The organism is Mycobacterium sp. BK086, assembly GCA_004362315.1.
Lineage (GTDB): Bacteria > Actinomycetota > Actinomycetes > Mycobacteriales > Mycobacteriaceae > Mycobacterium.
Genome location: SNWL01000007.1, coordinates 437,935 through 462,019 on the forward strand (window position 1 = coordinate 437,935; position 24,085 = coordinate 462,019).

Consider the following 24,085-nt stretch of genomic DNA (forward strand, 5'->3'; position numbering starts at 1 on the left):
TGAGGTCCTATCCCGGGTGCAGGCTGACCGGGATGCCGGAGTACCGCACCATGCCGGTCACCGTGTCGATGTCGCCGGAGTTGGTCAGGCGATTGACGTTGGCGGTGTGGTGGCCGTGCGGGATGGACACCACGCCGCGCCGAATCGAGTCGTCAACCCTTGCGACACCGGTCAATTCGCCGCTGACACTGCGCACGGTGACCGATTGGCCGTCGACGATGCCGGCCGCGCTACCGTCAGCCGGGTTGATGATGATCTCGGCGGTTTCGCCGAGAAAGTCCAGTTGGCCGTTGAGCTTCTTGCGCTGGCGGCGCGGCACCATCACCAAGGGGGCAGGAGGTTGCAGCGCCGCCAGTTGATCGACCAACAATGGTGGGGCCAGCCGCCAGCCACCCATCCGGCCGATGTGATCCTCGACCCACGGCGCGGGCAGATCCTGCGGGGCTTCGGCCCAGCCCTTCGCCACCACATCGTCGAACGAGCACCGCCCGCCGGCCAGCAGGACCGCCAGCACGTCGTCGTCGCTGCTGCTGGCGGGATCACCGAGGCCGCCCATGTCGTAACCCAGCCGCCTGCCCAGTTCGGCGAACACCCACCACATCGATCGCCGTTCACCGACCGGTGCGACGACAGCGGGGGTGTGCTGCACCGACACTCGTGAACTGAGGATGTCGTGGATGGTGATGTCGGCGCGTTCCAGCGGATCCTTGGTCGGCAGAACGTGTGTGGCCAGCTGGGTGGTCTCGTTGTCGATGATCTCGGTGCTGGCGAACACTTCGAGATTTTGTAGGGCGGGGATCAGCTTGCCGGTCTCCGGAAACGATGTGACCAGGCTGCCGCCCACGTTGATCAGCGCGCGGATGTTGCCCGCGGCGATCTCGTCAGGCAATACGGCACAAGGCCATTCGTTGATGAAGGCCTGCGCTTCGGGACGGCTTCGCGGTCCTGGGCCGAACGATCCCTCGACCGGCGTGATCGGCAGGAACTCGCCGAACGCCTCCAGCTGGTAGGCGAACCCCGGATGGAACCACGTCCCGCCCGGGCGGTTCATCGCGCCGGTGAGAATCATCAACACCCAGGCCAGCCACTGGGTGACGTTGCCCCGCTCGGCGGTCATCGTCACCCCGGTACCGGTTTCGATGGCGACACAACGTGCTTCGCGGACCGCCGTCGCCAGTCGCGCCAACTCGTGTCCGGGGACATCGGCGAGCGATGAGGTGTGCTCCAGCGTGAACGGCTCGACCGCAGCGGTCAGCTCGTCCAAGCCCTGCACGGGCACATCGGTCTTCGCGCCATCGATCAAGATCTCGCGGATCAGATAGGCCAGCACCGCGTGGTCGGTGCTGGGTCGGGGAGCAAGATGCCCGGTGGCCAGCCGGGCGGTCTCGGTCCGCCGCGGGTCGATCACCCACACCTGTCCGCGGCTGGCGATATCGCGCACAGTGCCGGTCGGGTTGGGCATGGAGATCGCATGCCCATGTGAGACAACAGGATTGACGCCCACGAGCATCAGGAAATCGCAGTTGTCGAGGTCGGTACGACCCGACAACCCCATGAATCCGCCGACCAGATCGGAGACCAGTGGCTTGGCGGTGCCGTCGATGGTGAGCGGGCTGAACTTGGCCGGGGTGCCGATCGCGGCGTGCAGGGCTTCGGCCATCCGGAAGCCGGCGCTCTCCATGGTGCTGAAGTAGAAGGCGACCGATTGGGGCCCGTGCTCGTGGATGATCGCCTTCAGCCGGGTGGCCAGGTCGTCCAGGCAGGTATCCCATGAGGCGTCCCGCAGTCGGCCGTCCACCCGCATCTGCGGCCTCTCCAGACGCGCCGGATGGTGGTGCAGCAGTGGCAGCGCCCGGCCCTTCGCGCAGGTGTAGCCCTTGGAGAACGGGTGGTCCTGATCGCCGCGGACGCGAAGCACCTCATCGCCGTCGACGTCGACCAGGATGCCGCAGACCGACGTGCACACCCGGCAGAAACTGCGCACCGTTTGCATAGCCGCAAGCTACTCGCCGAGCGTGGCAAGTACTTGATATTGAGGGAAATGCTGAGCGAATGCTCAGCCGGCGGCGGGCAGCCGCTCGTCTCGCGCCCCGACGTTCGAGTCGGCGACGTTGCCCAGCCCGAGGTGATCGCGAAGCGTGGTTCCGGTGTACTCGGTGCGGAACAGTCCGCGCCGTTGCAGCTCCGGGACCACCGAGTCGACGAAATCGTTGAATGTCCCCGGTGTCGTCGCCGACGACACCATGAAGCCGTCGGCCTCACCTGAGGTGAACGATTCCTCGATCTGATCGGCCACCTGTGTTGCTGTCCCGACGAACTGGGGCAACAGCACGCCCTGGGCGTACCAGGCGCCGACGTCGCGCAAGGTGAGGTTGTCCCGGTTGGCGACGCGGCGCACCGCGTCGAAAAGCCCTTGGGTGCCACTGACTTGGACGTCTTCGACCGGGGCGTCCAGGTCGTAGCCGGAGAAATCGTGGTCGGTGTGCACGCTCAAGGTGATCAGTCCGGAGATCGGGTCGGCGAGCTCGTTGTGATACGCCTGCTTCTCGCGGGCGATCGACTCGGTCTCGCCGATGAACGGGATGAACGCCGGGAAGATGAGCACCGTGTCGGGGTTGCGGCCGAAGTTCACCGCCCTGGACTTGATGTCGTCGTAGTAGGCGCGTCGGCCCTCAGGAGTGGGGTCGATCTCGAAAATGGCCTCGGCCCAGCGGGCGGCGAAGTCCTTGCCGGTGTTCGACGACCCGGCCTGGATCAGCACCGGCCGGCTCTGTGGGGAGTGCGGCACATTGAGCGGCCCGCGGGAGCGGAAGTAGCGGCCGTCATGGTCGACGTGGCGGATGCGGTCGGGGTCGGCGAACACCCCTGACTCCTTGTCGAGGACGAGGGCATCGGGATCCCAGCTCGACCACAGTTCGAGCGTGGTGCGGACGAACTCGTCGGCGCGTTCGTAGCGGAACTCGTGGCCGAGGTGGTCGTCGTGACCGAAGTTCTGCGCCTCGCCCTGGGTGAGCGAGGTGACGATGTTCCAGGCCGCCCGGCCGCGGGTGATGTGATCGAGGCTGGCGAAGATGCGGGCCAGCTCGTAGGGGTGAAAATAGGTGGCCGACTTGGTGATTGCCAGTCCCAGGCGAGAGGTGACGGCGGCGATGCTGGCGGCCACGATGGACGGATCAAGGGTGGCGGTCGCCTGCGTCCCGCGTCGCAGCGGCTCGGCGATCCCGTCACCGAACCGGACCGGCGCGGCGAGCAGATCGGCGAAGAACAGGAAGTCGAACTTGCCGCGTTCCAGGATCCGCCCGATGCGGTGGTAGTACTCGGGCGTGAGGAACCCGGTGTCGCTGGCCGGGTGCCGCCAGGCGGCGTGGGAGTGGGTGACCTGGGAGGCGATCTGAAAGCCGCCCAGGTGGAGCTGTCGGGTCATGGTGGTCTCTTTCTGCGATTTCGGCGCGGAAACCGTCGCTCAGCGGCGATTTTCGCGCCGAAATCGCTGGGATGTCAGAAGTAGGCGTTGGCGGGGATTGGGCTGCCGTGCAACAGGTTCTGGCCGACGACCCGTGCCTTATAGGCCACCGGGTTGTGCAGCGTGATGGTGCGGATATTGCGCCAGTGCCGGTCCAGGTTGCGCTGGCGGCTGGCCGCACTCGCGCCGCCGAGCTCGAGCAGCCGGGTGGCCGCCTCCGGTGCGACGTCGTCGAGGTGGACCTTCACCTTGGCGACCTTGAGCTGGGCCTCGGACGACAGGTCGGCGTCGGGCACCCCATCGCGCACCGAGTCCGTCGCCGCCTCGATGGCCGCCGCCGCGTCGAGCACCGCGGCACGTGCGATGTAGGCGGTGCTGGCCAGCTCACCGAGCTGACGCTGGTAGAGCGGATCGTCGACGGGGTTGTCCGTCAGCGCGTGGCTGAAACTACGTGTGCGCGAGCGCAGCAGCTCGACGCCGTCGTCCACGATCGTCTGCAGGACCCCGGCGACCACGGCATGGATGTACAGCTGCAGCGACGCGTACTGCACCGTGGGGACCGGGTCGGCGTCGTAGGAGGCGTCGGTCAACACCTCGTCGGGAGCGACGTCGACGCTGGTGAACGTCGTGGTCCCGGTGCCTGTGCGGCGCTGGCCGAAGCCGTCCCAGTCGTCCACCAGCCGCACGCCGTCGCGGTCGGCGGGCACGATCACCGTCGCCACGGAGTCGTGGTCGGTGGTCGCCGTGACGGTCAGGTAATCGGCGAACAGGGTCCCGGTGCTGTAGTACTTCTCGCCGGTGAGGCGGAAGCCGCCGGGAACGGGCAGGAGCCGGGTGTTGAACACCAGGCTGCCGACGGCGTTCGAGCCCTTTTCGCTGAACGCGTTGCCCACGATGTTGCCGTCTGCGACTTTTGTCAGCCACTGCCGCGATCGCGGGTCCGACAGAGTGCGCAGACGTTCCTCGACGAACCAGAAGTGGGTCCGGAAGATGTGCGCCACAATCGGATCCGCTGCCGCGACATCGACGATCGTCGAAAACAATTGACGGACAGTGAAACCCGGACCATCGAGTTCGGCGGGCAGGCGAAGCGTGCCGAAACCGGCCCGCTTGAGCGCATCGACTTGGTCAAAGGGGTTCTCGTCGTTGAGGTCTCGGTCTTTGGCGCCGGCCCTGATGTTCGCGAGCAGTGCGGTGAATTCGGGTGTGCCGGGAAGGATGCGGTTGACAGGTTCCACTGTGGTCATGGCCCCGTTCTACGCGAGGTTCGATACCACGGGCACTGCTTTGGCTCACCCCGAACCTAAGAGGCAGGGGGCGGATTCCATTCCCGCCCCGGGCGAGGCAGAATCAAGCCATGGTGGGCCGGCGGCGATGACGTTGAACGAGAAGAGGCGCCGCGCCCACGAAAAACTCGCGGCCCTGCCGGGCGTGCGTCCGGTTCGGCGTCCGGTCACCCCGGGCGGGCCCGAAGAATTCGATCTCTACTACGTGCGCACCGGCCGCAAGACCAAGCATCCGCTGGTCATCATCCCCGGTGGGCCAGGCGCCGCGTCGATCGCGCTCTACCGGGGCCTGCGCAGGCATGCCGCCTCCGAGGGCCTCGACGTGATCATGATCGAACATCGGGGCATCGGGATGTCGCGGCACGACGACGCCGGAGCCGACCTGCCACCCGAGGCGTTGACCATCGAACAGGTCGTCGACGATGTCGCCGCCGTGCTCGATGACGCTCAGGTCGACAAGGCGATCATCTACGGCACGTCCTACGGCACCTACATCGCCGCCGGCGTCGGCGTTCGGCATCCGACCCGGGTGCACGCGATGATCCTGGATTCTCCGTTGCTGGCCGGTGATGACATCGAGGTGGTGCGGCGCAACATCCGCAGCGTGCTCTGGCACGGTCAGCGCGACACCGAGGAGGTGGCCGACAAGGTCCGCCGGTTGGTCGACGAGGGGGTGATGAATCCGGCCGCCGCTCAGCTCGCCGCGACGGTGTACGGGTTCGGGGGAGCCCGGCTGCTGGATCGCCAACTGGACCTCTTGCTCCACGGTCGCCCACTGGTGTGGACCGCGATGGGCCGGTTCGGCGAGTTGATGGTGGGCCGAAAAGCGCCGTACCGCAACGAAACCGACCTGGTGGAGCGGATCGCGTTCCGCGAACTGAACTATGCGGCGGACCCGGACGGACTGCCGCTCGACCCGGCGGTCGCCATGCGAAGTCTCGCGACGGGGGAGGCTGACAAATTCGAGGCCGAGCCGTTCGACCTGGTCACCGAGATGCCGAAGTTCAGCTGGCCCACCGTGGTGATCTCCGGCGGGCGGGACCTGATCACGCCGCCCGCGGTCGCCGAAAGGGTCGCCGAGCTCATTCCCGGATCGGTGCTGGTGCGGCTACCCTCCACCGGTCACAGCGTGCTCGACACCAAGGAGCGGACGGCGTTGCGGATCGCCGAGGCGGTCGCCATCGGCCGAACCGACACGCTGCGATCGCAGGAGTCGGCGCTCGACGCGATGCCGAGTGTTCCCGCCGTGCGGCTGATGGTGTCGGCGTTGGCGGTGGCCGCCCGCGTCGAGGCGGTGCTGCCGGCAGTGCTTCCGCGCGCGGTGGCTCGAACCATTCCGAAGCCGATTACTTCATGAATCCTATTGCGGTGTAATTCAAGTCGCCCAGCCCCGCCGGACCGTAGTTGGCCAGATTGCTGCGCACCGCGACGTTGCCTGCCGACTGGAACAACGGCAGGCTGAACACCTCGCCGAAGATCAGCTTGTCCACGTCGTTGGCCAGTCCGCGGGCCTTGTCGGGGTCGAGTTCGTTGAGCACCTGCTCGACTTTGGCGTCGATATCGGGGTTGCTGATCTTACCGAAGTTGCTCTCGGCGCCCGTCGTGTAGATCTGGTTCAGGCAGCACAACGCGAAAGCATCAGCCACCCAAGAGAATTGAGCGACGTCGAAATCGCCTGGAATGATGTAGTTGGTGAAGAAGCCATTACCGGGCTTGGCGTCGATCTGCAGGTTCACCCCGATCTGGGCCAGGCTGTTCTGTGCGACGAGCGCGACCTGCCGCGTGGTCTGCGCGTCGTACAGCACATCGCGGATGACCAGTTGCTTGCCGTCCTTCTCCCGGAACTGCCCGTTGAGTTTCCAGCCTAAGGCGTCGAGTTCCTGCTTGGCCTTCTCGGGGTCGTAGGCCACCACCTCGCTGTTGTCCTGATAGCCCTTCTGGCCCGCCACGTAGACGTGGTTGTTCAGCGGGACGGGTTTGTCGACCAAACCACGTTGTGACACATCGGCAATCGCCTGCCGGTCGATGCCCTTGGCCACGGCGAGCCGTAGCGCCTTATCGGACAGGATCGAACCGGGCGCGCCGTTGAACGTGAGGTGGTACCAGCTCAGCCCCGGCGTGCGCCGGATCGAGATACCTTGTGTGCGCCGGGCGATCGTCAGTTCGTCCAGTGAGCCCAGTCCGGTGGCGTCGATCGTGTTGTTCTGCAGCGCAGGGATTCTCGCCGCGTCGTCGAGAACGAGGAAGGTGAACGAGTCCAGCAGCGGCGGGGTGCCCCACCACTTGGGGTTGCGGCTCAGCACGATGCGCTGGGCGGTGCGGTCCAGGGCCGAGACCAAGAAGGGTCCCGCGGACGGGCCGGGGCCGTTGAGCTGACCCTTGTTGAACACGTCGGGGTTGGCGGTCATGCTCTTGGGCAACAGCATTGTGTTGCCGGCGAACATGCCCCGCCACTCGGCGTAATGCTTGGCGAAGGTGATGACGGCCTGGCGGTCGTCGACCCCCTTGGTGACCGACGCGACGCGGTCGCTGCCGTTGGGCGAGGCGATGGCGAAAGCCTTGTCCTTGCCGCTCGTCGCATTGATCTGGGAGGCGATGTCCTCCCAGGTGATCGGGGTGCCGTCGGACCACACGGCTTTGGGGTTGATCGTGTAGGTGACGACCTGTGGGTCGGTGCTGGTCAGTTCGACGCTGGTGAAGTAGTCGGTGTTGACCTTCATCGAACCGTCGGCGGCGATGGCGAATGCACGCGGCATCGTGGGCCGCAGCATCGCGCCGGTATCGGCTTCGTTGCCGTCGATGTTGAGGGTGTTCCAGTTCGAGGGAAACGCCGTGAGCGCCAACCGCAGGTTCCCGCCGGTGCGCAGGGTCGCCGGGTCTTGGGGGTTGATGTCGCTGGTCGATCCGACTTCGGCGTTGCCGCCGGCGGATGGGACTTCTCGCTTACTGCTCGAACAGCCGGCCACCACCAGACTTGCCACGACTGCCAACACTGCGATTCGGCCGGCGTGCCGGCGGATCAATCGGGTCACGCCACTGATGCTAACGGCGAGTGGGATCCGGTTGCGGGATAGCGCCCAGCAACTTCTTGGTGTACTCATGCTGCGGATTGGCGAATATGTCGTCCGCGTCTCCGTATTCGACCATCGCGCCCCGGTACATCACCACGACGCGGTGCGCGAGGTGCTTGACCACCGACAGGTCGTGCGAGACGAACAGATAGGACAGGTCGAATTCGCGCTGCAGGTCCAGCAGCAGGTTGATGATGCCCGCCTGGATGGACACGTCGAGCGCCGACACCGGTTCGTCGAGCGCCAGGATCTTGGGTTGCAGTGCCAGCGCCCGGGCGATACCGATCCGCTGCTTCTGGCCGCCGGAGAACTCGCCGGGGTAGCGGCTGGCGTCGGCCCGCCGCAGCCCGACGATCTCCAGTAGTTCGGCGACCCGCGCGTCGACGCTTGTCTTGTCGAAGCCGTTGGCGGTCAACGGTTCAGCCAGCAAGTCGAAGACAGGTAGCCGGGGGTCCAGAGAGGCCACCGGATCCTGGAACACCACCTGCAGGTCCCGGCGCAGTTCGCGTCGGCGCGCCGTGGTGAGCGTGGCGACGTCATTGCCGAGTACCTCGATGCTGCCGGACTGCGGCGCGGTCAGCTCGAGGATCTCGTGCAGGGTCGTCGATTTCCCCGATCCGGATTCGCCGACGATGCCCAGCGTCTCGCCGCGGGGGAGCTCGAAGGACAGGCCGTCGACGGCGCGAACCTCGCCGGTCTTGCGGCGAAACACCACGCCCTTGGTCAGCGAGTAGGTCTTCACCAGCTCGGCCACCCTGATCGCCACGCCGGGCTCGGCGGTGTCCTCGAGCGGCACCGGCTGGGTGGACACCCCGTATATCTCCGCCGCGCTGTGTCCCTTCACCTCGTCGGTGCGGATGCAGGCCGCCGAATGACCGGGTCCGACATTCAGTAGTGCCGGCTCCGCGGTTCGGCAGTCGTCGACGACCAGCGGGCAGCGCGGGGCGAACGGGCAGCCCGGCGGAAGGTTGACCAGTGCCGGTGGCGCGCCCGGGATAGGAACCAGCCGGGTGCCCTGGGGTGAGTCCAGTCGGGGTACGGAGCCCAACAAGCCCGCGGTATAAGGCATTTGGCGGTCACGGTAGAGGTCGCCGACCTCGGCGACTTCTACCGCCCGCCCGGCATACATCACCAGCGCACGGTCGGCGAATTCGGCCACCACGCCCAGGTCGTGGGTGATGATGAGGACCCCGGCCCCGGTGACGTCGCGTGCGGTCTTGAGTACCTGGAGGATCTGGGCCTGCACGGTCACGTCGAGCGCGGTCGTCGGTTCATCGCAGATCAACAGATCGGGGTCGTTGGCGATCGCGATCGCGATGACCACGCGCTGACGTTCGCCGCCGGACAGTTCATGGGGAAAGGCGCGGGCCCGCTGCTCGGGCTGGGCGATACCGACGAGCTCGAGCAGCTCGACGGCCCGCTTGCGCGCCGCTTGTTTGCCGATCTCCCGATTGTGCACGGTGATCGCCTCGGCGATCTGGTCGCCGACGGTGTAGACCGGCGTCAGCGCGGACATCGGATCCTGAAACACCGTGCCGATGCGCAGACCCCGGATCTTCGACATGTCGGCGTCGGAGAGGCCGAGCAGCTCCTGCCCGTCGAGCCGCACCGAACCGGACACCGCGGCGTACTCGGGCAGCAGGCCGATCACCGCCATGGCCGCCGCCGACTTACCCGACCCGGATTCGCCGACCATCGCGACCACTTCGCGCGGCCGGATCTGGTAGCTCAGCCCGCGGACCGCGGTGAGATCGTCGGTGGTGGTCGGGAAGCTGACGGAGAGGTCGGTGACTTCCAGCAAGGTGTCGCTCATGACTTCGTTTTCTTCCTGCGGCGCAGGGTGGCACTGCCGGGGTCGAGCGCGTCACGGAGTCCGTCACCGGTGAGGTTGGCGCACACCAGGATCAGCACCAGCACACCGGCCGGGAACAGGAACACCCACGGGAACGTCGTCGCCGACTTGGTGCCGTCGGCGATCAGGGTGCCCAGCGACACGTCGGGCGGCTGAATGCCGAAACCGAGAAAGCTCAAGCCGGTTTCGGCCAGGATCGCGACGGCGACGTTCAGCGCGGCGTCGATGATCAGGATCGAGGCGACGTTGGGAATGATGTGCCGAATGATGATCCGCGAGCTGGACACGCCCATATACCGTGCGGCCCGGACGAATTCACGCTCGCGCAGGCTCATCGTGAGGCCGCGGACCATCCGCGAGCTGACCATCCAGCTGAACCCGGCGAGCAGCACGATGAGCAGCGCGACGTTGGCCGAGCCTTTGGTGATCGGCGTGAGGATCGCGATCAGGATGAAGCTCGGTACCACCAGGAGCAGATCCACCACCCACATCAGCGTGCGGTCGCGCCAGCCGCCGAAGTACCCGGCGATCGAGCCGACGGTGGCCGCGATGGCCGTCGAGATGACCGCTACGCACACGCCGATGAGCATCGACTTCTGCATGCCGCGCAGAATCTGGGCGAAGAGGTCCTGGCCGATTGCGTTGGTGCCGAACCAATGATCGGTGCTGGGCGGGTCCTGCAGTGCGTAGAAGTCGAGATCGGTGTACGACCAGGGCAGCAGCGGCGGCAGCGCGTAGCAGCCGATGAAGAGCAGCGCCAGCACCACCAGCGAGACCATCGCCGCACGGTTGCGGGCGAACCGGCGCAGCACCAACGTGCGCCGGGAGGCGAACTCCTCGGGCTTGACCGCCGCGCGCGCAGATGTTTCCGTCATGTCACCCTCACCCGGGGATCGAGGATCGCGTAGATGACGTCGGACAGCAGCCCGGCCAGCAGCACGACGGCACCGGAGAACACTGTGATCGCCGCGACGATATTGGTGTCCTGGGTGGCGATGCCCTGGACCACCCATTCACCCATGCCGTGCCAGCCGAAGATCTTCTCCACGAACACCGCACCGGTGACCAAACCCGCGACACCGTAGGCGAACAGCGTCGCCATCGGGATCAGGGCGGTGCGCAGCCCGTGTTTGAACAGGGCCTGTCGCCGGGTGAGCCCTTTGGCCCTGGCTGTGCGGATGAAGTCCTGGCCGAGGACGTCGAGCATCGCATTGCGTTGGTAGCGGCTGTATCCCGCGATCGCGCCGAGTGCCAGGGTGACGCTGGGCAGGATCAGATGCTGAAGACGGTCGATGAATTGGTTCCACGGGCCCCCGATCGCGTCCGGCGATGTCTCGCCGGTGTATTCGAAGATCTGCAGTCCCAGAACGGAATTGACCTTCAGTGCGGCCAGGATCGCCAGGTTCGCGATCACGAAGGTCGGCGTGCTGATCACCAGCAGCGACAGCAGGGTGATCACCCGGTCGGATAATCGGTACTGCCGGATCGCGCCCCAGGCGCCGATCACCACGCCGATCACGGTGCCCAGCACCGAGCCGATGACCAGCAGCCGCAGGCTCACCCCGATCCGTCGCCACAGCTCGTCGGAGACGGGCTGACCGGTGACCGTCGTGCCGAAATCACCGCGCACCGCGCCGCCCACCCAGTGCGCGTAGCGCAGCGGTATGGGCTTGTCGAGGTCGAGCTCGGCGGCCTTGGCGTCGATCACGGCCTGGGGCGGTCGCGGATTGCGTTGCAGCAGGCTGTTCAACGGGGTGAACGTCAGCGACGTCAGCGTGAAGGTGAGGAAGGACGCCAAAGCGAGCAGCACCAGGTAGTTGAGCAGCCGACGGGCCAGGAACCGCGTCATCGGTCGCCGTCCGCCGCAGGGTGCATGCAGCACAGGGTAGGAGATGACAGTGGGAAACGAGGGGAAGACCCGGGCGTTTACCGGCGTGGCCCCGGGGTACGCGGCCTGACGTGAATGGCATCACACTGCGGCGTTCGGTCGTCGCCTCGGTATTGGCGTTTGTTGCCCTGACGGCGTGCACCGACAAGGGCACCACGGTCGACCCCACGACGACGAGCCCCAGCCCGACCACGGTGCAGACCTCGAAGCCGATGCTGCCCTCCTCTTCGGTCGCGTCGGCGAGCCCCGAGCCTGGTAACGGGCCCAGTTAGCCGGCCTTCGTTTGGGCTCCACAGGTCACGGTTAACCAATTGCCAGCGGATTGGCAGGGGAGCCGGTCTGCGGATCACCCACCGAAACCGATTGGAAGTGTCGAGATGCGCAACATCAAAACGCTGTCCGCCGTGGTCGGCGGTAGCGCGATCGTGGCCATGGGGGCGCTGGCCATGGGAGCAACTGAGCCGGGCGGCAGCATGATCATGTCCGACCCGGGTACGTTCACCTCGCCGGTACCTGTGGAGATGACGACAGGGGAGACGACGAAGTCGGAGGTGGGCGAGCCCACCGTGACTGCCGTGAGTTATGCGCCGCCGGTGACCGCCGAACCGCCTGAGGCCCCTTAACCCGGAGTTGCGATCAGGCTGATCGTTCTTGGTGGCAGTGGCAGCGGACGGAGTTAGCATCGCGCAATGAGCGTTACCGACGAATACCTGGCCAACAATGTCGAATACGCGAAGAGTTTCAGCGGGCCGCTGCCGCTGCCACCGAGCAGGCACGTCGCCGTCGTGGCGTGCATGGACGCCCGGCTGGACGTCTACCGGATCCTGGGCCTCAAAGATGGTGAGGCACATGTTATTCGGAATGCGGGCGGTGTGATCACCGACGACGAGATCCGCTCGCTGGCGATCAGTCAGCGGCTGCTGGGCACCAAAGAGATCATCCTGATCCACCACACCGACTGCGGCATGCTGACTTTCACCGATGACGCATTCAAAGCCGACATCCAAGACGAGACCGGTATCAAGCCACAGTGGGCGGCCGAGGCGTTCGGCGACCTCGACGACGACGTGCGCCAGTCGCTGCGGCGTATCGAGAACAGTCCGTTCGTCACCAAGCACGAGTCGCTGCGCGGCTTTGTCTTCGATGTCGCGACCGGAAAGCTCAACGAAGTCGTGCTCTGAGCCCACAAATGGGCCGTGGCCTGCGGCTCTCGCTTCTGCGCCTAACCCTTGACTTAGCCCGTCGTGCTCGCTAAATTCCAGGTTAGCTTTGTAATTCTGGTCAATCCTACCAACTTTACGAGGAAACCATGGCAAGTCCGGTGGTCGAACGCCCCCTACCGGGGCAGTACGAGCTGAGCCACCTTCGGTCCCTTGAGGCCGAGGCAATCCACATCATCCGCGAGGTCGCCGCCGAGTTCGAGCGGCCGGTGCTGTTGTTCTCGGGCGGTAAGGACTCGATCGTCATGCTGCACCTGGCGATCAAGGCCTTCGCTCCCGGGCGGCTGCCGTTCCCGGTGATGCACGTCGACACCGGGCACAACTTCGACGAGGTGATCTCCACCCGCGATGCGCTCGTCGAGAAATACGGGCTGCGACTGGTGGTCGCCAGCGTGGAAGAGGACATCGCAGCCGGCCGGGTGGTCGACAACGGCCCCTCGCGCAACCCGCTGCAGACCGTGACCCTTCTGCGCGGCATCCGCGAGAACAAGTTCGACGCCGCCTTCGGCGGTGCCCGCCGTGACGAGGAGAAGGCCCGCGCCAAAGAGCGCGTGTTCAGCTTCCGCGACGAGTTCGGTCAGTGGGACCCCAAGGCCCAGCGGCCCGAGCTGTGGAACCTCTACAACGGACGTCACCGCAAGGGCGAGCACATCCGCGTGTTCCCGCTGTCGAACTGGACCGAATACGACATCTGGGCCTACATCGGCGCCGAGGAGATCACCCTGCCGGCGATCTACTACTCGCACACCCGCCCGGTGTTCCAGCGGGACGGAATGCTGCTGGCCGTCCACGAATTCATGCAACCCGCCGCCGACGAGAAGGTGTTCGAGACCGCGGTGCGGTTCCGCACCGTCGGCGACGTGACCTGCACCGGCTGTGTGGAGTCCACAGCCTCGACCGTCGACGAGGTGATCGCCGAGACTGCCGTGTCGCGGCTGACCGAACGCGGCGCCACTCGCGCCGATGACCGAATCTCCGAAGCCGGCATGGAAGACCGCAAGCGAGAGGGCTACTTCTGATGAGCACCCTGTTGAGGATCGCCACCGCGGGTTCGGTAGACGACGGTAAGTCGACCCTGATCGGCCGGCTGCTCTACGACTCCAAAGCGGTGATGGAAGACCAGCTGGAGGCCGTCGAGCGGACGTCACGCGAACGCGGCAACGACTACACCGACCTTGCGCTGGTGACCGACGGGCTGCGCTCCGAGCGCGAACAGGGCATCACGATCGACGTCGCGTACCGCTATTTCGCCACGGCCAAGCGGAAATTCATCATCGCCGACACCCCGGGGCACATTCAGTACACCCGCAACATGGTGACCGGCACGTCGACCGCGCAACTGGTGATCGTGCTCGTCGACGCGCGCCACGGGCTGCTCGAGCAGTCTCGCCGGCACGCGTTCCTGGCCTCGCTGCTGGGTGTGCAGCACATCGTGCTGGCGGTCAACAAGATGGACCTGATCGATTGGAACCGTGAGCGTTTCGAGTGGATCCGCGAGGAATTCCACGCGTTCGCGGCTCGTCTCGACATCCATGACGTCACCACCATCCCGATGTCGGCGCTCGACGGCGACAACGTGGTGACCAAGTCGGAGAAGGCGCCCTGGTATGACGGTCCGCCGCTGCTGAGCCACCTCGAGGACGTCTACATCGCCGGTGACCGCAACTTGGTGGACGTCCGCTTCCCGGTGCAGTATGTGATTCGGCCGCAGACGGTCGAGCATGCCGACCACCGCAGCTACGCGGGCACCATCGCCAGTGGTGTGATGCGTCCCGGTGACGAGGTCGTGGTGCTGCCCAGCGGAAAGTCCAGTCGCATCACCACGATCGACGGTCCGAATGGCCCGGTCTCCGAGGCATTCCCGCCGATGGCCGTGTCGATCAGCCTCGCCGACGATATCGACATCTCCCGCGGTGACCTGTTGGCTCGGCCGCAGAACCAGCCAACGCCCACACAGGAATTCGATGCCACGGTGTGCTGGATGGCCGACGATTCCTCGCTGGAACCCGGCCGTGACTACATCATCAAGCACACCACCCGCACGACGCGGGCCCGCGTCGGTGCTCTGGACTATCGGCTGGACGTCAATACCCTGCACCGGGACAAGAGCGCAACGGCGTTGAAGCTCAACGAACTCGGCCGCGTGACACTGCGCACCCAGGTGCCGCTGCTGCTCGACGAGTACTCCCGCAACGCAGCCACGGGTTCGTTCATCCTGATCGACCCCGACACCAACGTGACCGTGGCCGCGGGCATGGTCCGCGATACGGCGCCGTCGGCGGCTCGCACCGCGTCGCCGAATACGGTGCGGCACCAGTCGCTGGTGACCGCAGGCGACCGGCTGAGCAAGGGCCGCACGCTGTGGTTCACCGGTCTGTCCGGCTCCGGCAAGTCGTCGGTGGCGGTCCTGGTGGAGCAGAAGCTGCTCGAACATGGTTGCCCTGCCTACATTCTCGACGGTGACAACCTGCGTCACGGACTCAACGCCGACCTGGGCTTCTCGATGGCTGATCGTGCCGAGAACCTGCGCCGGCTGGCCCACATCGCCACGCTGATGGCCGATGCGGGACTGACGGTTCTGGTCCCGGTGATCAGCCCGTTGGAGGAGCACCGGGAACTGGCCCGCAAGGTGCACGCCGATCAGGACGTCGATTTCTTCGAGATCTTCGTCGACACCCCGCTGGAGGATTGCGAGCGACGAGATCCCAAGGGGCTCTACGCCAAGGCCCGCGCGGGGGAGATCACCCACTTCACCGGGATCGACAGCCCCTATCAGCGGCCGAAGAATCCCGATCTGCGATTGACTCCGGATCGCGAGTGCGACGAGCTGGCCCAGCAGGTCGTGGACTTGTTGGAGGGTCAGCGGTGAGCGATCACGAACTGGCCGCTGACCTGGCGACCCAGGCGGGCAAGCTGCTCCTCGACGTCCGTGCCGAGCTGGCCGACGCGACCGGGGCAGAGCGAAAGGCCGCCGGCGACAAGCGCTCTCACGATTATCTGATGGAAGCGTTGGCGCAGGCGCGCCCCGCCGACGCGGTGCTCTCCGAGGAGGGCGCAGACGATCCGGTCCGGCTGCGCAGCTCCCGGGTGTGGATCGTGGATCCGCTCGACGGCACCCGCGAGTTCTCTGAGCTCGATCGTGAGGATTGGGCCGTGCACGTCGCGTTGTGGGAGGACGGCGAACTGATCGCCGGTGCCGTCGCGCTTCCGGCGCAGGGCGTCACCCTGGCCACACCGTCGGTCCCGGCACCGCCGCCCGCGCCGGCTGCTCCGCGCATCGTGGTGTCACGGACCCGGCCCCCTGCGGTCGCGCTGGCTGTTCGTGACGCGCTGAACGGCGTGCTGGTTGAAATGGGCTCTGCCGGGGCGAAAGTCGCGGCGGTGGTGCAAGGCCTCGCCGACGTCTACGTCCACGCCGGCGGGCAGTACGAGTGGGACTCGGCCGCCCCGGTCGCCGTCGCTCGCGCCGCCGGGTTGCACACGTCGCGTATCGACGGATCGCCGCTGCAGTACAACCGGCCCGACCCGCTGCTTCCCGATGTCGTGGTGTGCCGGCCCGAATACGCACAGGCGGTGCTTGCCGTCACGCAGTAGCGTTGCTCCCGTGACCGAACCCACCACCCTGCGCGCGTTGGCGGGACTCCCGCTGCAGCCGCCCAGCCTGGCCGCCTCGACCCTCATCCTGGTCGACTGCCAGAACACGTACACGTACGGCGTGATGGAGCTCGATGGCGTGCAGGCCGCACTGGACGAAGCCGCTGTGCTGCTGGACCGGGCCCGGTCCGCCGGCGTCCCGGTCGTCCATATCCAGCACGACGACGGTCCCGGCTCGCTCTACGACATCACCGGCGAGAGCGGCGCGATCGTGTCCCGGGTCGCGCCACGCGATGGTGAACCGGTGGTGGTCAAGAACTACCCGAACTCGTTCGTACAGACGTCACTGGACGAACACCTGAAAGCGGTCGGGGCCTCGAATCTGATCATCGCCGGGTTCATGACGCATATGTGCATCAACTCGACCGCCAGGGGAGCGTTCAATCTCGGGTACGCGCCGACGGTGGTTGCCAGCGCGACGGCTACGCGATCACTACCGGGTGTCGACGGCGACGCTGTCCCCGCCTCAGCACTGCAGGTGGCGAGCCTCGCCGCGCTGACCGACCTGTTCGCGGTCGTGGTGCCTGAAGCGACCGCCCTCCCAGACTGATGCCCCAACTTGGGCCTTAGCTGAGAAAGACGGCCTAGAAACCTGAGAAAGCCGGTCGCGGCTGCGGGTCGGCAACGACACAGAATCGCCAGAAATATTGTCGATGGCGAACAATCAAGAATTTGCTGCTGCGTGGCATCCCCTGCGGTTGTTGCACGTCAGTGCTGATGCGCAAGTTCACCAGATGTTCACCTGAGGGAATTTTGACCAGGTCGAAAAAAGGAATTTCGAGCAAAAACGTCAATTACCGTTTTCTCTCAGGTTCGTCTCAGGTATCTTCAGCTTTGTCAGTGTTGACCCCAGCCCGGGAGGGATTGAAATGCAAATCTCCATACGCTCACAGCTCATTGCGGGAACTGCCGCCGTGGTTGGCGCCAGCGCCATTGCAATGACGCCCGTAACGCAGGCCAATCTCGCCCTGCCCGATGTCCAACTGCCGTCCGCCGTTCAGGTCGGTTTGGCCGGCTTCGACAGCCCGCTGTCCGAACTCATCGGCACATTCAGCTCCTTCAATCAGTGGATGTTCAGCTCGGATAACACGACTGCTGGCTACACCGATCTCGGCGGGCTGGCCGACGCCACTGGCGTCGCGATCGCGAAGATGGGCTTCAATTTCAGCTCGGTCGGTCTGCTGCCCCAGGTGATCAACGATCACATGCCGATCCTCAGCCAGGTCGGGCTGAACGGGGCCGAGTCCCTGGGGAGCACGATGAACTCCCTGGCGACCATGGGGTTGATCGCCAGCGAAGCGGTGTGGAACCTGCCCGGGGCCTTCGTCACGGCCACCCAACAGGCGCTGTCCGGTGACATCCCCGGTGCCATTGCCACGTTGCAGGCCGCGATCGTGACCCCGTTCGTCGACGCCGGACAGGTCGCTCTCGCGAATGGCAACTTCCTGCTCGACAACGCGGTCGCCCGGGGCACGGCCCTGCTCTCCGCTGTTCCGACACTGGTCAACCTGGTTGTTCAGAGCTCTGTTGGACAAGCGACCGTGCTTGCCGGCGCGTTCAGCACCGTCGTGCAGAACGTGATCACCGGTATCACGAACGGCAACGCCGAAGAGGCCTGGAACGCCGCGGTCGACGGATTCCTCGGGCCGAACGGGATCCCGGGCACGTTCCTGAACCTGACCGTCGGTGCCGGTGTGCAAACGGGGGCGGCCACGGTGGTGCCGAGCATCCGCGGTGAGATCCAGGCCGCCGTGCACGGTATCGCCGATGCGTTGTCGCAGACCGGATCGGCCCCGCCGGTCCCGCCGCCCGCCGCTGCGGCGAGCCCGTCGGCTTCGGCGCTGCGCACGGCGGCCGCGGTGGAGTCGTCGCCCGCTGACGAAGGCGGAGCCACCGCCAGCAACGAAAACTCCGGCGGCGGCAACGGCGCCTCCGCCGGTGAGAAGTCCGGCGGCAGCCACTCCAAGGCCGGCTCGGCCAAGTCCGGCGCCAAGCACGGTGTCGCCGGGTCCAAGCGGGCCGCGAAGGCGTCGTCCGGCAGCGAGTAATCCATTCCGCTGACGAGGTGCCCCTCCTTTGCGAAAAGGAGGGGCATCTTGCTTTTCGTTTGCGTCAAATTAGATAAACAAATTTCCCGAAATTGGGGCTCCTCTCTTAGCTTCTTCTCAGGTATTCTTAAGCCGGCAATTGGCCTGGAGCGCCAGGAGGTGAGCACACCATGCGGCGGGGAGTTGGCGCGATTTTCACCACGGGGGTGGCGCTCGTCGGCGCGACCGTGGTGGTTGCCAACCCGGTTTCAGCACCTCCGTCGGATGTCCGCGTCGCCCCGGTGAAGCTTTCTTCGGACAGCACTGCGTCGAACGCCGCCCTCGATCAGGCCTTGCTCGACGCGCTGGCGAAAGATCCCGCCGAGACGAGCCCCGTCGCGCTGTTCAAGAAGTCGGTCGCGGGGGTCGTCACCAACGTCACCTTCCTCAGCGGTCGAGCGCTGCGGGTCCAGCCCGTCGTCGACGGGACGCCGGCACCGGTACCGCCCGCGCCGCCGCCGTCGGCGGCCGTCGTCGATCTGCTCGGCGGGAAGCCGGCGAATATCGTGGCGACCGAGGCGCCTCCCGCGGCGATGGGTAATCCCGCGCTCCAACACGCCGTGTCCTCGGTCGCCGATTACGTCGGATACGTGAGCGTGCAGGCCGTCGAAGCCACCGACGCGGCAGGAGCGATCACCGGAGCGGCACCCAAGCACATCGCGGACACGCTCGCCCAACTGACCCACGGCGACGTCAACTCCGCGATCACCACCGCCCTCCGAACCGCAGCGGCGCCCGTCGGTCCGCCGTCGGCGGTCGTCACCGCGATCCGCACCGAAGTCCGTAAGCGGCTCAGCGAGCTGGCCGATCGCCTCAGTCGGGCCTTGCCGCCCCCGCCGAGGATCGGCAAGGTCACCCGGCCATCCACCGTCGAGCGCTCGACATCGCTTCGGGCCACGCTGGGGCACCGGCGCGGGGCCACCCTCACGACCAAGACCGCCGCCGATCAGGCCGACCAGACCGATCAGACCGAGCCGGACCAGAAGAAGCCGACGGCGGTCAACGGCGCCACCGATCTGACCGACGGCAACAAGGCGGTCCCGAACAAGAAGGCGCCGCACACCCAATTGCGGCAGCGCGCCGAGGCATCGCTGAACCAGGCGCGCACGTCGCTGGAGCGCCTCGGCGATGCGTTACGCAAGGCGGTGCCTGCGCCGAAGCTGCCCAAGCTTCCTCGACCGCACCGGGCCCACCGGCCCTAGATAAGCCGCCTGCCGCAGCCGCAATGGCAGAATTCGCGGCATGCGGATGTCAGCGAAGGCGGAGTACGCCGTTCGCGCCATGACCCAGCTCGCATCCGTGGACGCCGGCACGCTGGTCAAGACCGACGATCTGGCCAAGGCCCAAGGCATCCCCGCGCAATTCCTGGTCGACATCCTCTCCGACCTGCGTACCGACCGGCTGGTGCGCAGCCACCGCGGCCGTGACGGCGGCTATGAGCTGGGCCGCCCGGCGGCCGACATCAGCGTCGCCGACGTCCTGCGCTGCATCGACGGGCCGTTGGCGAGCGTTCGGGACATCGGTCTGGGGGACCTGCCCTACAGCGGGCCGACGGCGGCGTTGACCGATGTCTGGCGGGCGCTGCGTGCCAGCATGCGTTCGGTGCTCGAGGAAACGAGCTTGGCCGATGTGGCCAGCGGGCAGCTGCCCGAGCATGTCGCCCACCTTGCCAGCGATTACCTCAGCCAGGAGGACACCCGCGGCCACAGCGGGTGAGCGGCCTCAGCCGGATCCATACGGTCGGGTGATGATCTCCAGGAAGTGGCCGGCCGGGTCTCGGAAGTAGACGCCCCGGCCGCCGTCGTTGTGGTTGATCTGCCCGGGCCGGGCCGCCCGAGGGTCAGCCCAGTGCGGCAGATCCCGCTCGGCGATCTTTCCGTAGATCGCGTCGAAGTCACTCTCGGAGACCAGGAATGCGTAGTGCTGCGGGCGAATCGGCTCATCGGCCGGGACATCCGCGTAGTCGAGCGACAGTCCATGCTCGAGAGTGACTGCCAGGAAATGGCCCATGGGTACGGCATCCGGCAGCCCGAACAGCTCGGTCAAGAACCGGGCCGACTCGTGCTTGTCGCGCGCCGCGACGATGGTGTGATTCAACGCGATTGCCATTACCGTTATCAGTCAAGCACTTTCGGCTACCCCGTGCAATGAACGGCTGCCTGGCCGGTCAGCAGGCCCGCATGCCGTACCGTCTCTGGCTTATGGCAGCACCGCAAAGCCGGGTCGAGGTACTCGGCAATATCGGACCCAACTGGTTCGCCTCGGTCATGGGCACCGGGATCGTGGCGAACGCGGGTGCCACACTTCCCATTCACCTGTGGGGGCTGCGCGGCTTCGCCGAGGTGGTCTGGGTGATCGCCGCGGTGCTGCTTGTCGTGTTGAGCGCGCTGGTCGGCGTGCACTGGCTGCGGCATCCCACGGTCGCGCGGCAGCATGCCCGCAATCCGCAGATGGCGCACTTCTACGGGGCGCCTGCGATGGCCCTGCTGACCGTCGGCGGCGGTGCGACGCTGGTCGGTCGCGATCTCATCGGCGCGCGCTTGGCCGTCGACCTGGACTGGGTGCTGTGGAGCGCGGGCACCGCCGCGGGCCTGTTCACCGCGGTGAGCATTCCCTTCCTGATGTTCACCCAGCACAACGTCGAACCCGACGCCGCGTTCGGCGGTTGGCTGATGCCGGTGGTGCCGCCCATGGTGTCGGCGGCGACGGGTGCGCTGCTCATCCCGCACATGGCGCCGGGCACCGGGCGCACCACGATGCTCTACGGCTGCTACGCCATGTTCGGGCTGTCGCTGGTGGCGGCGTTCATCATCATCACATTGATCTGGAGCAGGCTCGCACTCTACGGAACCTCCGGCACCGCGCGGGTTCCCACCCTGTGGATCGTTCTCGGCCCGGTCGGCCAATCCATCACTGCCGCAGGCCTTCTCGGTTCTGTCGCGGCGCTCGCCGTCGAGCCCGAGCTCGCCGAGGACCTGAACGCGTTCGCCGTCATCTTCGGGGTGCCGGTCTGGGGCTTCGCGGTGCTGTGGATCGCGTTGGCCATGTCGTTGACGATTCGCACCTTGCGCCGCGGTATGCCGTTTGCGCTGACCTGGTGGAGCCTGACCTTCCCGGTCGGCACCTTCGTCACGGGCACCACCCAGCTGGCCGTGCACACCCAGCTGCCGGCGTTCAAGGCCGCCGCCGTGATCGCCTACATCGGGTTGTTGAGCACCTGGCTGCTGGTCGCGGTGCGCACCGCGCGGGGCAGCGTGCGGGGAAATTTACTGAACCCGCCGCCCGCCGCCGGGCCGATCAAGGCGCACAAGGATCCGGCGAAGTAGCGCCCCACCGCCGTCGCCCAACCGGCATTTCGCCGCGAAAGTTCGAGTGGAACGCGCCAAAACGTCGGTCTCGGCGTCGGTCGGTCAGTAGGTGAGATCGGCGCGGACTCTTTACCGCCCGCCGTGCCAGAATCGCGATCGTGCAGATTGGGATGACCCTGCCGGTCATGGAGCCGGACGTCGACGCGAAGATCCTCAAGCAGTGGGCCAAGACAATCGACGAGGGTCCGTTCTCGTCGCTGTGCTGGGGTGAGCGGATCGCCTTCGGTAACCCGGATTCGCTGACCCTGCTGGGTGCGTTGTCCGGCTGGACCGAGCGGGTACCGCTGGTCGCCACCGTGATCGTTCCCCAGCTGCACAATCCGGTGATGCTGGCCAAGGCGCTGGCCACCGGTGACCTGCTCAGCGGCGGCCGGCTGACCGTCGGGATCGGCGTTGGCGGACGGCACGAGGACTACCGGGCCGCGGGCGCGGACCCGAAGACCCAGACCATGCGGGAGATGGCCGAGCGGGTAGCCGTGATGAAGCAGGTCTGGACGGGGGAGAAGGTCACCGAATCGGTGTTGCCGGTGGGTCCCCTGCCCGCCCGCGAAGGCGGACCGCGGCTGCTGGTGGGCACCACCGGGCCCAAGACCCTGCGCAGCGCGGCGCAGTGGGCCGACGGCATCACCGGGATCTCACTGGACCTCGACCTGGACAAGCAGAACGAGCTCTTCGACGTCGCGCGCGACGCGTGGGCCGCCGCAGACAAGCCGAAACCCCATCTCGCGACGTCGTTTTGGTTCGCCCTCGGCGAGGGGGATGCGCCACGCGCGCAAGTCGCCAAGCACCTGTTGCACTACATGAACTGGATCCCGCGAGAGTACGTCGAGGCGATGGCACCGACGACCGGCTGGGCGGGCACGGATGACGAACTCGTCGCGATGCTGCGCGGCTTCGCCGAGATCGGCACCAGCGAGCTGCACCTGATCCCGACCAGTACGGACATCGGCCAGCTGCGCCGGGTCGCCGATCTCGTCGGTGAAGTCTCCGCCCAAGTGTGAGTTTGGGCGTAAGAATGAGGCATGACCCAGCCGTACGGTAACTACCAGCTCGAGATCTACTTCCAGGGCCTCACCGGCGTGCTGCCCAGCCTGCCGATGTCGTTCGCCGAGCTGGAAGCGCGTGCTGCCCAAACTCTTTCGCCGTCGATATGGTCGTATGTGGCGGGCGGTGCCGGGGATGAGCGCACGCAGCGCGCCAACGTGACCGCATTCGAGGGGTGGGGCTTGATCCCGCGCATGCTGGTCGGTGCCACCGAGCGGGACCTGTCCGTCGAACTATGGGGACGACGTTGGGCCGCTCCGGTGTTCATGGCGCCGATCGGGGTGATCGGGTTGTGCACACAAGACCAGCACGGCGATCTGGCGGCCGCGCGCGCCGCGGCGGCCACCGGCGTTCCAATGTGCGTCTCGACGCTGACGATGGACAGGATGGAGGACGTGGCCGCTCAATTCGGCGATACGCCAGGTCTTTTCCAGCTGTACACCCCGGTCGATCGGGAGATGGCCGAAAGCTTCGTGCACCGTGCCGAGGCGGCAGGGTACGCCGGCATCGTGGTGACCCTGGACACCTGGGTGCCCGGCTGGCGACCGCGCGACCTCGCGACCTCCAACTTCCCTCAGCTGCGCGGGAAGTGCCTGTCCAACTACATCAGCGACCCGGTGTTTCGCGCCAAGGTCGACGGCGATATCGATGCCGATCCGCGCAATGCGGTGATGGCCTGGGTGAGCAACTTCGGAAACTCCTTGACCTGGAACGACTTACCGTGGTTGCGGTCGCTGACGTCGTTGCCGTTGATCCTCAAGGGCATCTGTCATCCCGACGACGCGCGTCGCGCGATCGATGCCGGGTTCGACGGCATCTACTGCTCCAACCACGGTGGGCGCCAAGCCAACGGCGGCCTTCCGGCGTTGGACTGCCTGCCCGATGTGATCGCCGCGGCCGGGGACGTACCGGTCCTGTTCGACTCCGGAGTCCGCTCCGGTGCCGACATCGTGAAGGCGCTGGCGATGGGCGCCAAGGCCGTCGGCATCGGTAGGCCCTACGCGTACGGGGCCGCTTTGGCCGGGACCGACGGAATCGTGCACGTGCTGCGCTCGATGCTGGCCGAGGCCGACCTCATCATGGCCATCGACGGCTACCCGACGCTGGGAGATCTGACCCCCGCTTCGCTGCGGTCCGTGCGACAGTAATCGC

General features: G+C 66.4%; 22 protein-coding genes. 14 read left to right on the forward strand and 8 right to left on the reverse strand.

The annotated features are described in order from the left end of the window. Positions 1 to 7: 7 nt before the first annotated feature. From EV580_RS25840 to EV580_RS25850, 3 genes are all read right to left on the reverse strand, one after another. On the reverse strand, positions 8 to 1,993 hold the full coding sequence (locus tag EV580_RS25840) for a molybdopterin-containing oxidoreductase family protein (protein ID WP_133694822.1): 1,986 nt from the start codon (positions 1,991 to 1,993) through the stop codon (positions 8 to 10). Between the two features lie 63 nt (positions 1,994 to 2,056). Then, entirely contained in the window at positions 2,057 to 3,424 is a 1,368-nt protein-coding gene (locus EV580_RS25845; RefSeq protein ID WP_133694824.1) for an LLM class flavin-dependent oxidoreductase, read from the reverse strand. Between the two features lie 74 nt (positions 3,425 to 3,498). Beyond that, positions 3,499 to 4,710 carry an acyl-CoA dehydrogenase family protein gene (locus EV580_RS25850; protein WP_133694826.1) on the reverse strand — a complete coding sequence of 404 codons (1,212 nt, stop codon included), beginning with the start codon at positions 4,708 to 4,710 and terminating at the stop codon, positions 3,499 to 3,501. 127 nt (positions 4,711 to 4,837) lie between these two features. On the opposite strand from EV580_RS25850, the gene EV580_RS25855 reads away from it, so the two are divergent. After that, a complete protein-coding gene (locus tag EV580_RS25855) occupies positions 4,838 to 6,106 on the forward strand; it encodes an alpha/beta fold hydrolase (protein ID WP_133694827.1) in 1,269 nt (422 codons plus the stop codon). Here EV580_RS25855 and EV580_RS25860 read toward each other — a convergent pair. The 4 genes from EV580_RS25860 to EV580_RS25875 are packed head-to-tail and all read right to left on the reverse strand — an operon-like array spanning position 6,096 to position 11,521. Then, complete coding sequence (locus EV580_RS25860) at positions 6,096 to 7,850, reverse strand: ABC transporter family substrate-binding protein (protein ID WP_183507962.1); 1,755 nt, start codon at positions 7,848 to 7,850, stop codon at positions 6,096 to 6,098. The genes EV580_RS25855 and EV580_RS25860 overlap by 11 nt on opposite strands. After that, positions 7,792 to 9,633 carry a dipeptide ABC transporter ATP-binding protein gene (locus EV580_RS25865; protein ID WP_133694829.1) on the reverse strand — a complete coding sequence of 614 codons (1,842 nt, stop codon included), beginning with the start codon at positions 9,631 to 9,633 and terminating at the stop codon, positions 7,792 to 7,794. The genes EV580_RS25860 and EV580_RS25865 overlap by 59 nt, the downstream gene beginning before the upstream one ends. Next, the gene (locus EV580_RS25870) at positions 9,630 to 10,547 is read right to left on the reverse strand and encodes an ABC transporter permease (RefSeq protein ID WP_133694830.1); all 918 of its coding nucleotides are present in this window, start codon (positions 10,545 to 10,547) and stop codon (positions 9,630 to 9,632) included. Before EV580_RS25870 ends, EV580_RS25865 begins: the two co-directional genes overlap by 4 nt. After that, a complete protein-coding gene (locus EV580_RS25875) occupies positions 10,544 to 11,521 on the reverse strand; it encodes an ABC transporter permease (RefSeq protein ID WP_133694832.1) in 978 nt (325 codons plus the stop codon). The genes EV580_RS25870 and EV580_RS25875 overlap by 4 nt, the downstream gene beginning before the upstream one ends. Before the next feature lie 110 nt (positions 11,522 to 11,631). Here EV580_RS25875 and EV580_RS25880 point away from each other — a divergent pair, with 110 nt between their 5' ends. From EV580_RS25880 to EV580_RS25925, 10 genes are all read left to right on the forward strand, one after another. Further along, complete coding sequence (locus EV580_RS25880) at positions 11,632 to 11,832, forward strand: hypothetical protein (RefSeq protein WP_133694834.1); 201 nt, start codon at positions 11,632 to 11,634, stop codon at positions 11,830 to 11,832. Between the two features lie 105 nt (positions 11,833 to 11,937). Then, positions 11,938 to 12,183 (forward strand): hypothetical protein, encoded by a 246-nt coding sequence (locus tag EV580_RS25885; RefSeq protein ID WP_133694835.1) that lies wholly within the window; start codon positions 11,938 to 11,940, stop codon positions 12,181 to 12,183. 66 nt (positions 12,184 to 12,249) lie between these two features. Further along, positions 12,250 to 12,741: a beta-class carbonic anhydrase gene (locus tag EV580_RS25890; RefSeq protein WP_133694837.1), complete on the forward strand. Its 492-nt coding sequence runs from the start codon at positions 12,250 to 12,252 to the stop codon at positions 12,739 to 12,741. A gap of 128 nt (positions 12,742 to 12,869) precedes the next feature. Then, a complete protein-coding gene (gene cysD, locus EV580_RS25895) occupies positions 12,870 to 13,799 on the forward strand; it encodes a sulfate adenylyltransferase subunit CysD (protein WP_133694839.1) in 930 nt (309 codons plus the stop codon). Further along, positions 13,799 to 15,649, forward strand: coding sequence for an adenylyl-sulfate kinase (gene cysC, locus EV580_RS25900; RefSeq protein ID WP_133694840.1), 1,851 nt, complete (start codon positions 13,799 to 13,801; stop codon positions 15,647 to 15,649). The genes cysD and cysC overlap by 1 nt, the downstream gene beginning before the upstream one ends. Beyond that, a complete protein-coding gene (locus EV580_RS25905; RefSeq protein WP_133694842.1) occupies positions 15,646 to 16,374 on the forward strand; it encodes a 3'(2'),5'-bisphosphate nucleotidase CysQ in 729 nt (242 codons plus the stop codon). The genes cysC and EV580_RS25905 overlap by 4 nt, the downstream gene beginning before the upstream one ends. A 10-nt stretch (positions 16,375 to 16,384) precedes the next feature. After that, positions 16,385 to 16,984 carry a cysteine hydrolase family protein gene (locus tag EV580_RS25910; protein ID WP_133694843.1) on the forward strand — a complete coding sequence of 200 codons (600 nt, stop codon included), beginning with the start codon at positions 16,385 to 16,387 and terminating at the stop codon, positions 16,982 to 16,984. A 388-nt stretch (positions 16,985 to 17,372) separates the two neighbouring features. After that, complete coding sequence (locus EV580_RS25915) at positions 17,373 to 18,482, forward strand: hypothetical protein (protein WP_133694845.1); 1,110 nt, start codon at positions 17,373 to 17,375, stop codon at positions 18,480 to 18,482. A 170-nt stretch (positions 18,483 to 18,652) separates the two neighbouring features. After that, on the forward strand, positions 18,653 to 19,723 hold the full coding sequence (locus EV580_RS25920; protein ID WP_133694846.1) for a hypothetical protein: 1,071 nt from the start codon (positions 18,653 to 18,655) through the stop codon (positions 19,721 to 19,723). A 40-nt stretch (positions 19,724 to 19,763) separates the two neighbouring features. Beyond that, a complete protein-coding gene (locus EV580_RS25925) occupies positions 19,764 to 20,237 on the forward strand; it encodes an Rrf2 family transcriptional regulator (RefSeq protein WP_133694848.1) in 474 nt (157 codons plus the stop codon). Positions 20,238 to 20,243: 6 nt separating this feature from the next. Here EV580_RS25925 and EV580_RS25930 read toward each other — a convergent pair whose 3' ends face one another. Beyond that, complete coding sequence (locus EV580_RS25930; protein WP_133694849.1) at positions 20,244 to 20,630, reverse strand: VOC family protein; 387 nt, start codon at positions 20,628 to 20,630, stop codon at positions 20,244 to 20,246. 92 nt (positions 20,631 to 20,722) lie between these two features. Between EV580_RS25930 and EV580_RS25935 the strand changes: the two genes are divergently transcribed. The 3 genes from EV580_RS25935 to EV580_RS25945 all read left to right on the forward strand — a co-directional run bounded on the left by EV580_RS25935 (position 20,723) and on the right by EV580_RS25945 (position 24,081). Continuing rightward, the gene (locus EV580_RS25935) at positions 20,723 to 21,847 is read left to right on the forward strand and encodes a TDT family transporter (RefSeq protein ID WP_255497220.1); all 1,125 of its coding nucleotides are present in this window, start codon (positions 20,723 to 20,725) and stop codon (positions 21,845 to 21,847) included. Between the two features lie 167 nt (positions 21,848 to 22,014). Then, a complete protein-coding gene (locus EV580_RS25940; protein ID WP_255497248.1) occupies positions 22,015 to 22,890 on the forward strand; it encodes an LLM class flavin-dependent oxidoreductase in 876 nt (291 codons plus the stop codon). 21 nt (positions 22,891 to 22,911) lie between these two features. Further along, positions 22,912 to 24,081, forward strand: coding sequence for an alpha-hydroxy-acid oxidizing protein (locus EV580_RS25945; RefSeq protein ID WP_133694854.1), 1,170 nt, complete (start codon positions 22,912 to 22,914; stop codon positions 24,079 to 24,081). The last annotated feature ends 4 nt before the right edge of the window (positions 24,082 to 24,085 follow it).

Coding starts and splice junctions, on each gene's coding strand:
- EV580_RS25865 (WP_133694829.1), bottom strand. CDS start 9,633: ATGAGCGACACCTTGCTGGAAGTCACCGACCTCTCCGTCAGCTTCCCG.
- EV580_RS25920 (WP_133694846.1), top strand. CDS start 18,653: ATGCGGCGGGGAGTTGGCGCGATTTTCACCACGGGGGTGGCGCTCGTC.
- EV580_RS25890 (WP_133694837.1), top strand. CDS start 12,250: ATGAGCGTTACCGACGAATACCTGGCCAACAATGTCGAATACGCGAAG.
- EV580_RS25855 (WP_133694827.1), top strand. CDS start 4,838: ATGACGTTGAACGAGAAGAGGCGCCGCGCCCACGAAAAACTCGCGGCC.
- EV580_RS25860 (WP_183507962.1), bottom strand. CDS start 7,850: ATGAGTACACCAAGAAGTTGCTGGGCGCTATCCCGCAACCGGATCCCA.
- EV580_RS25875 (WP_133694832.1), bottom strand. CDS start 11,521: ATGACGCGGTTCCTGGCCCGTCGGCTGCTCAACTACCTGGTGCTGCTC.
- EV580_RS25870 (WP_133694830.1), bottom strand. CDS start 10,547: ATGACGGAAACATCTGCGCGCGCGGCGGTCAAGCCCGAGGAGTTCGCC.
- EV580_RS25850 (WP_133694826.1), bottom strand. CDS start 4,710: ATGACCACAGTGGAACCTGTCAACCGCATCCTTCCCGGCACACCCGAA.
- EV580_RS25940 (WP_255497248.1), top strand. CDS start 22,015: ATGGAGCCGGACGTCGACGCGAAGATCCTCAAGCAGTGGGCCAAGACA.
- EV580_RS25840 (WP_133694822.1), bottom strand. CDS start 1,993: ATGCAAACGGTGCGCAGTTTCTGCCGGGTGTGCACGTCGGTCTGCGGC.
- EV580_RS25925 (WP_133694848.1), top strand. CDS start 19,764: ATGCGGATGTCAGCGAAGGCGGAGTACGCCGTTCGCGCCATGACCCAG.
- EV580_RS25915 (WP_133694845.1), top strand. CDS start 17,373: ATGACGCCCGTAACGCAGGCCAATCTCGCCCTGCCCGATGTCCAACTG.
- EV580_RS25930 (WP_133694849.1), bottom strand. CDS start 20,630: ATGGCAATCGCGTTGAATCACACCATCGTCGCGGCGCGCGACAAGCAC.
- EV580_RS25945 (WP_133694854.1), top strand. CDS start 22,912: ATGACCCAGCCGTACGGTAACTACCAGCTCGAGATCTACTTCCAGGGC.
- cysD (WP_133694839.1), top strand. CDS start 12,870: ATGGCAAGTCCGGTGGTCGAACGCCCCCTACCGGGGCAGTACGAGCTG.
- EV580_RS25935 (WP_255497220.1), top strand. CDS start 20,723: ATGGCAGCACCGCAAAGCCGGGTCGAGGTACTCGGCAATATCGGACCC.
- EV580_RS25885 (WP_133694835.1), top strand. CDS start 11,938: ATGCGCAACATCAAAACGCTGTCCGCCGTGGTCGGCGGTAGCGCGATC.
- EV580_RS25845 (WP_133694824.1), bottom strand. CDS start 3,424: ATGACCCGACAGCTCCACCTGGGCGGCTTTCAGATCGCCTCCCAGGTC.
- cysC (WP_133694840.1), top strand. CDS start 13,799: ATGAGCACCCTGTTGAGGATCGCCACCGCGGGTTCGGTAGACGACGGT.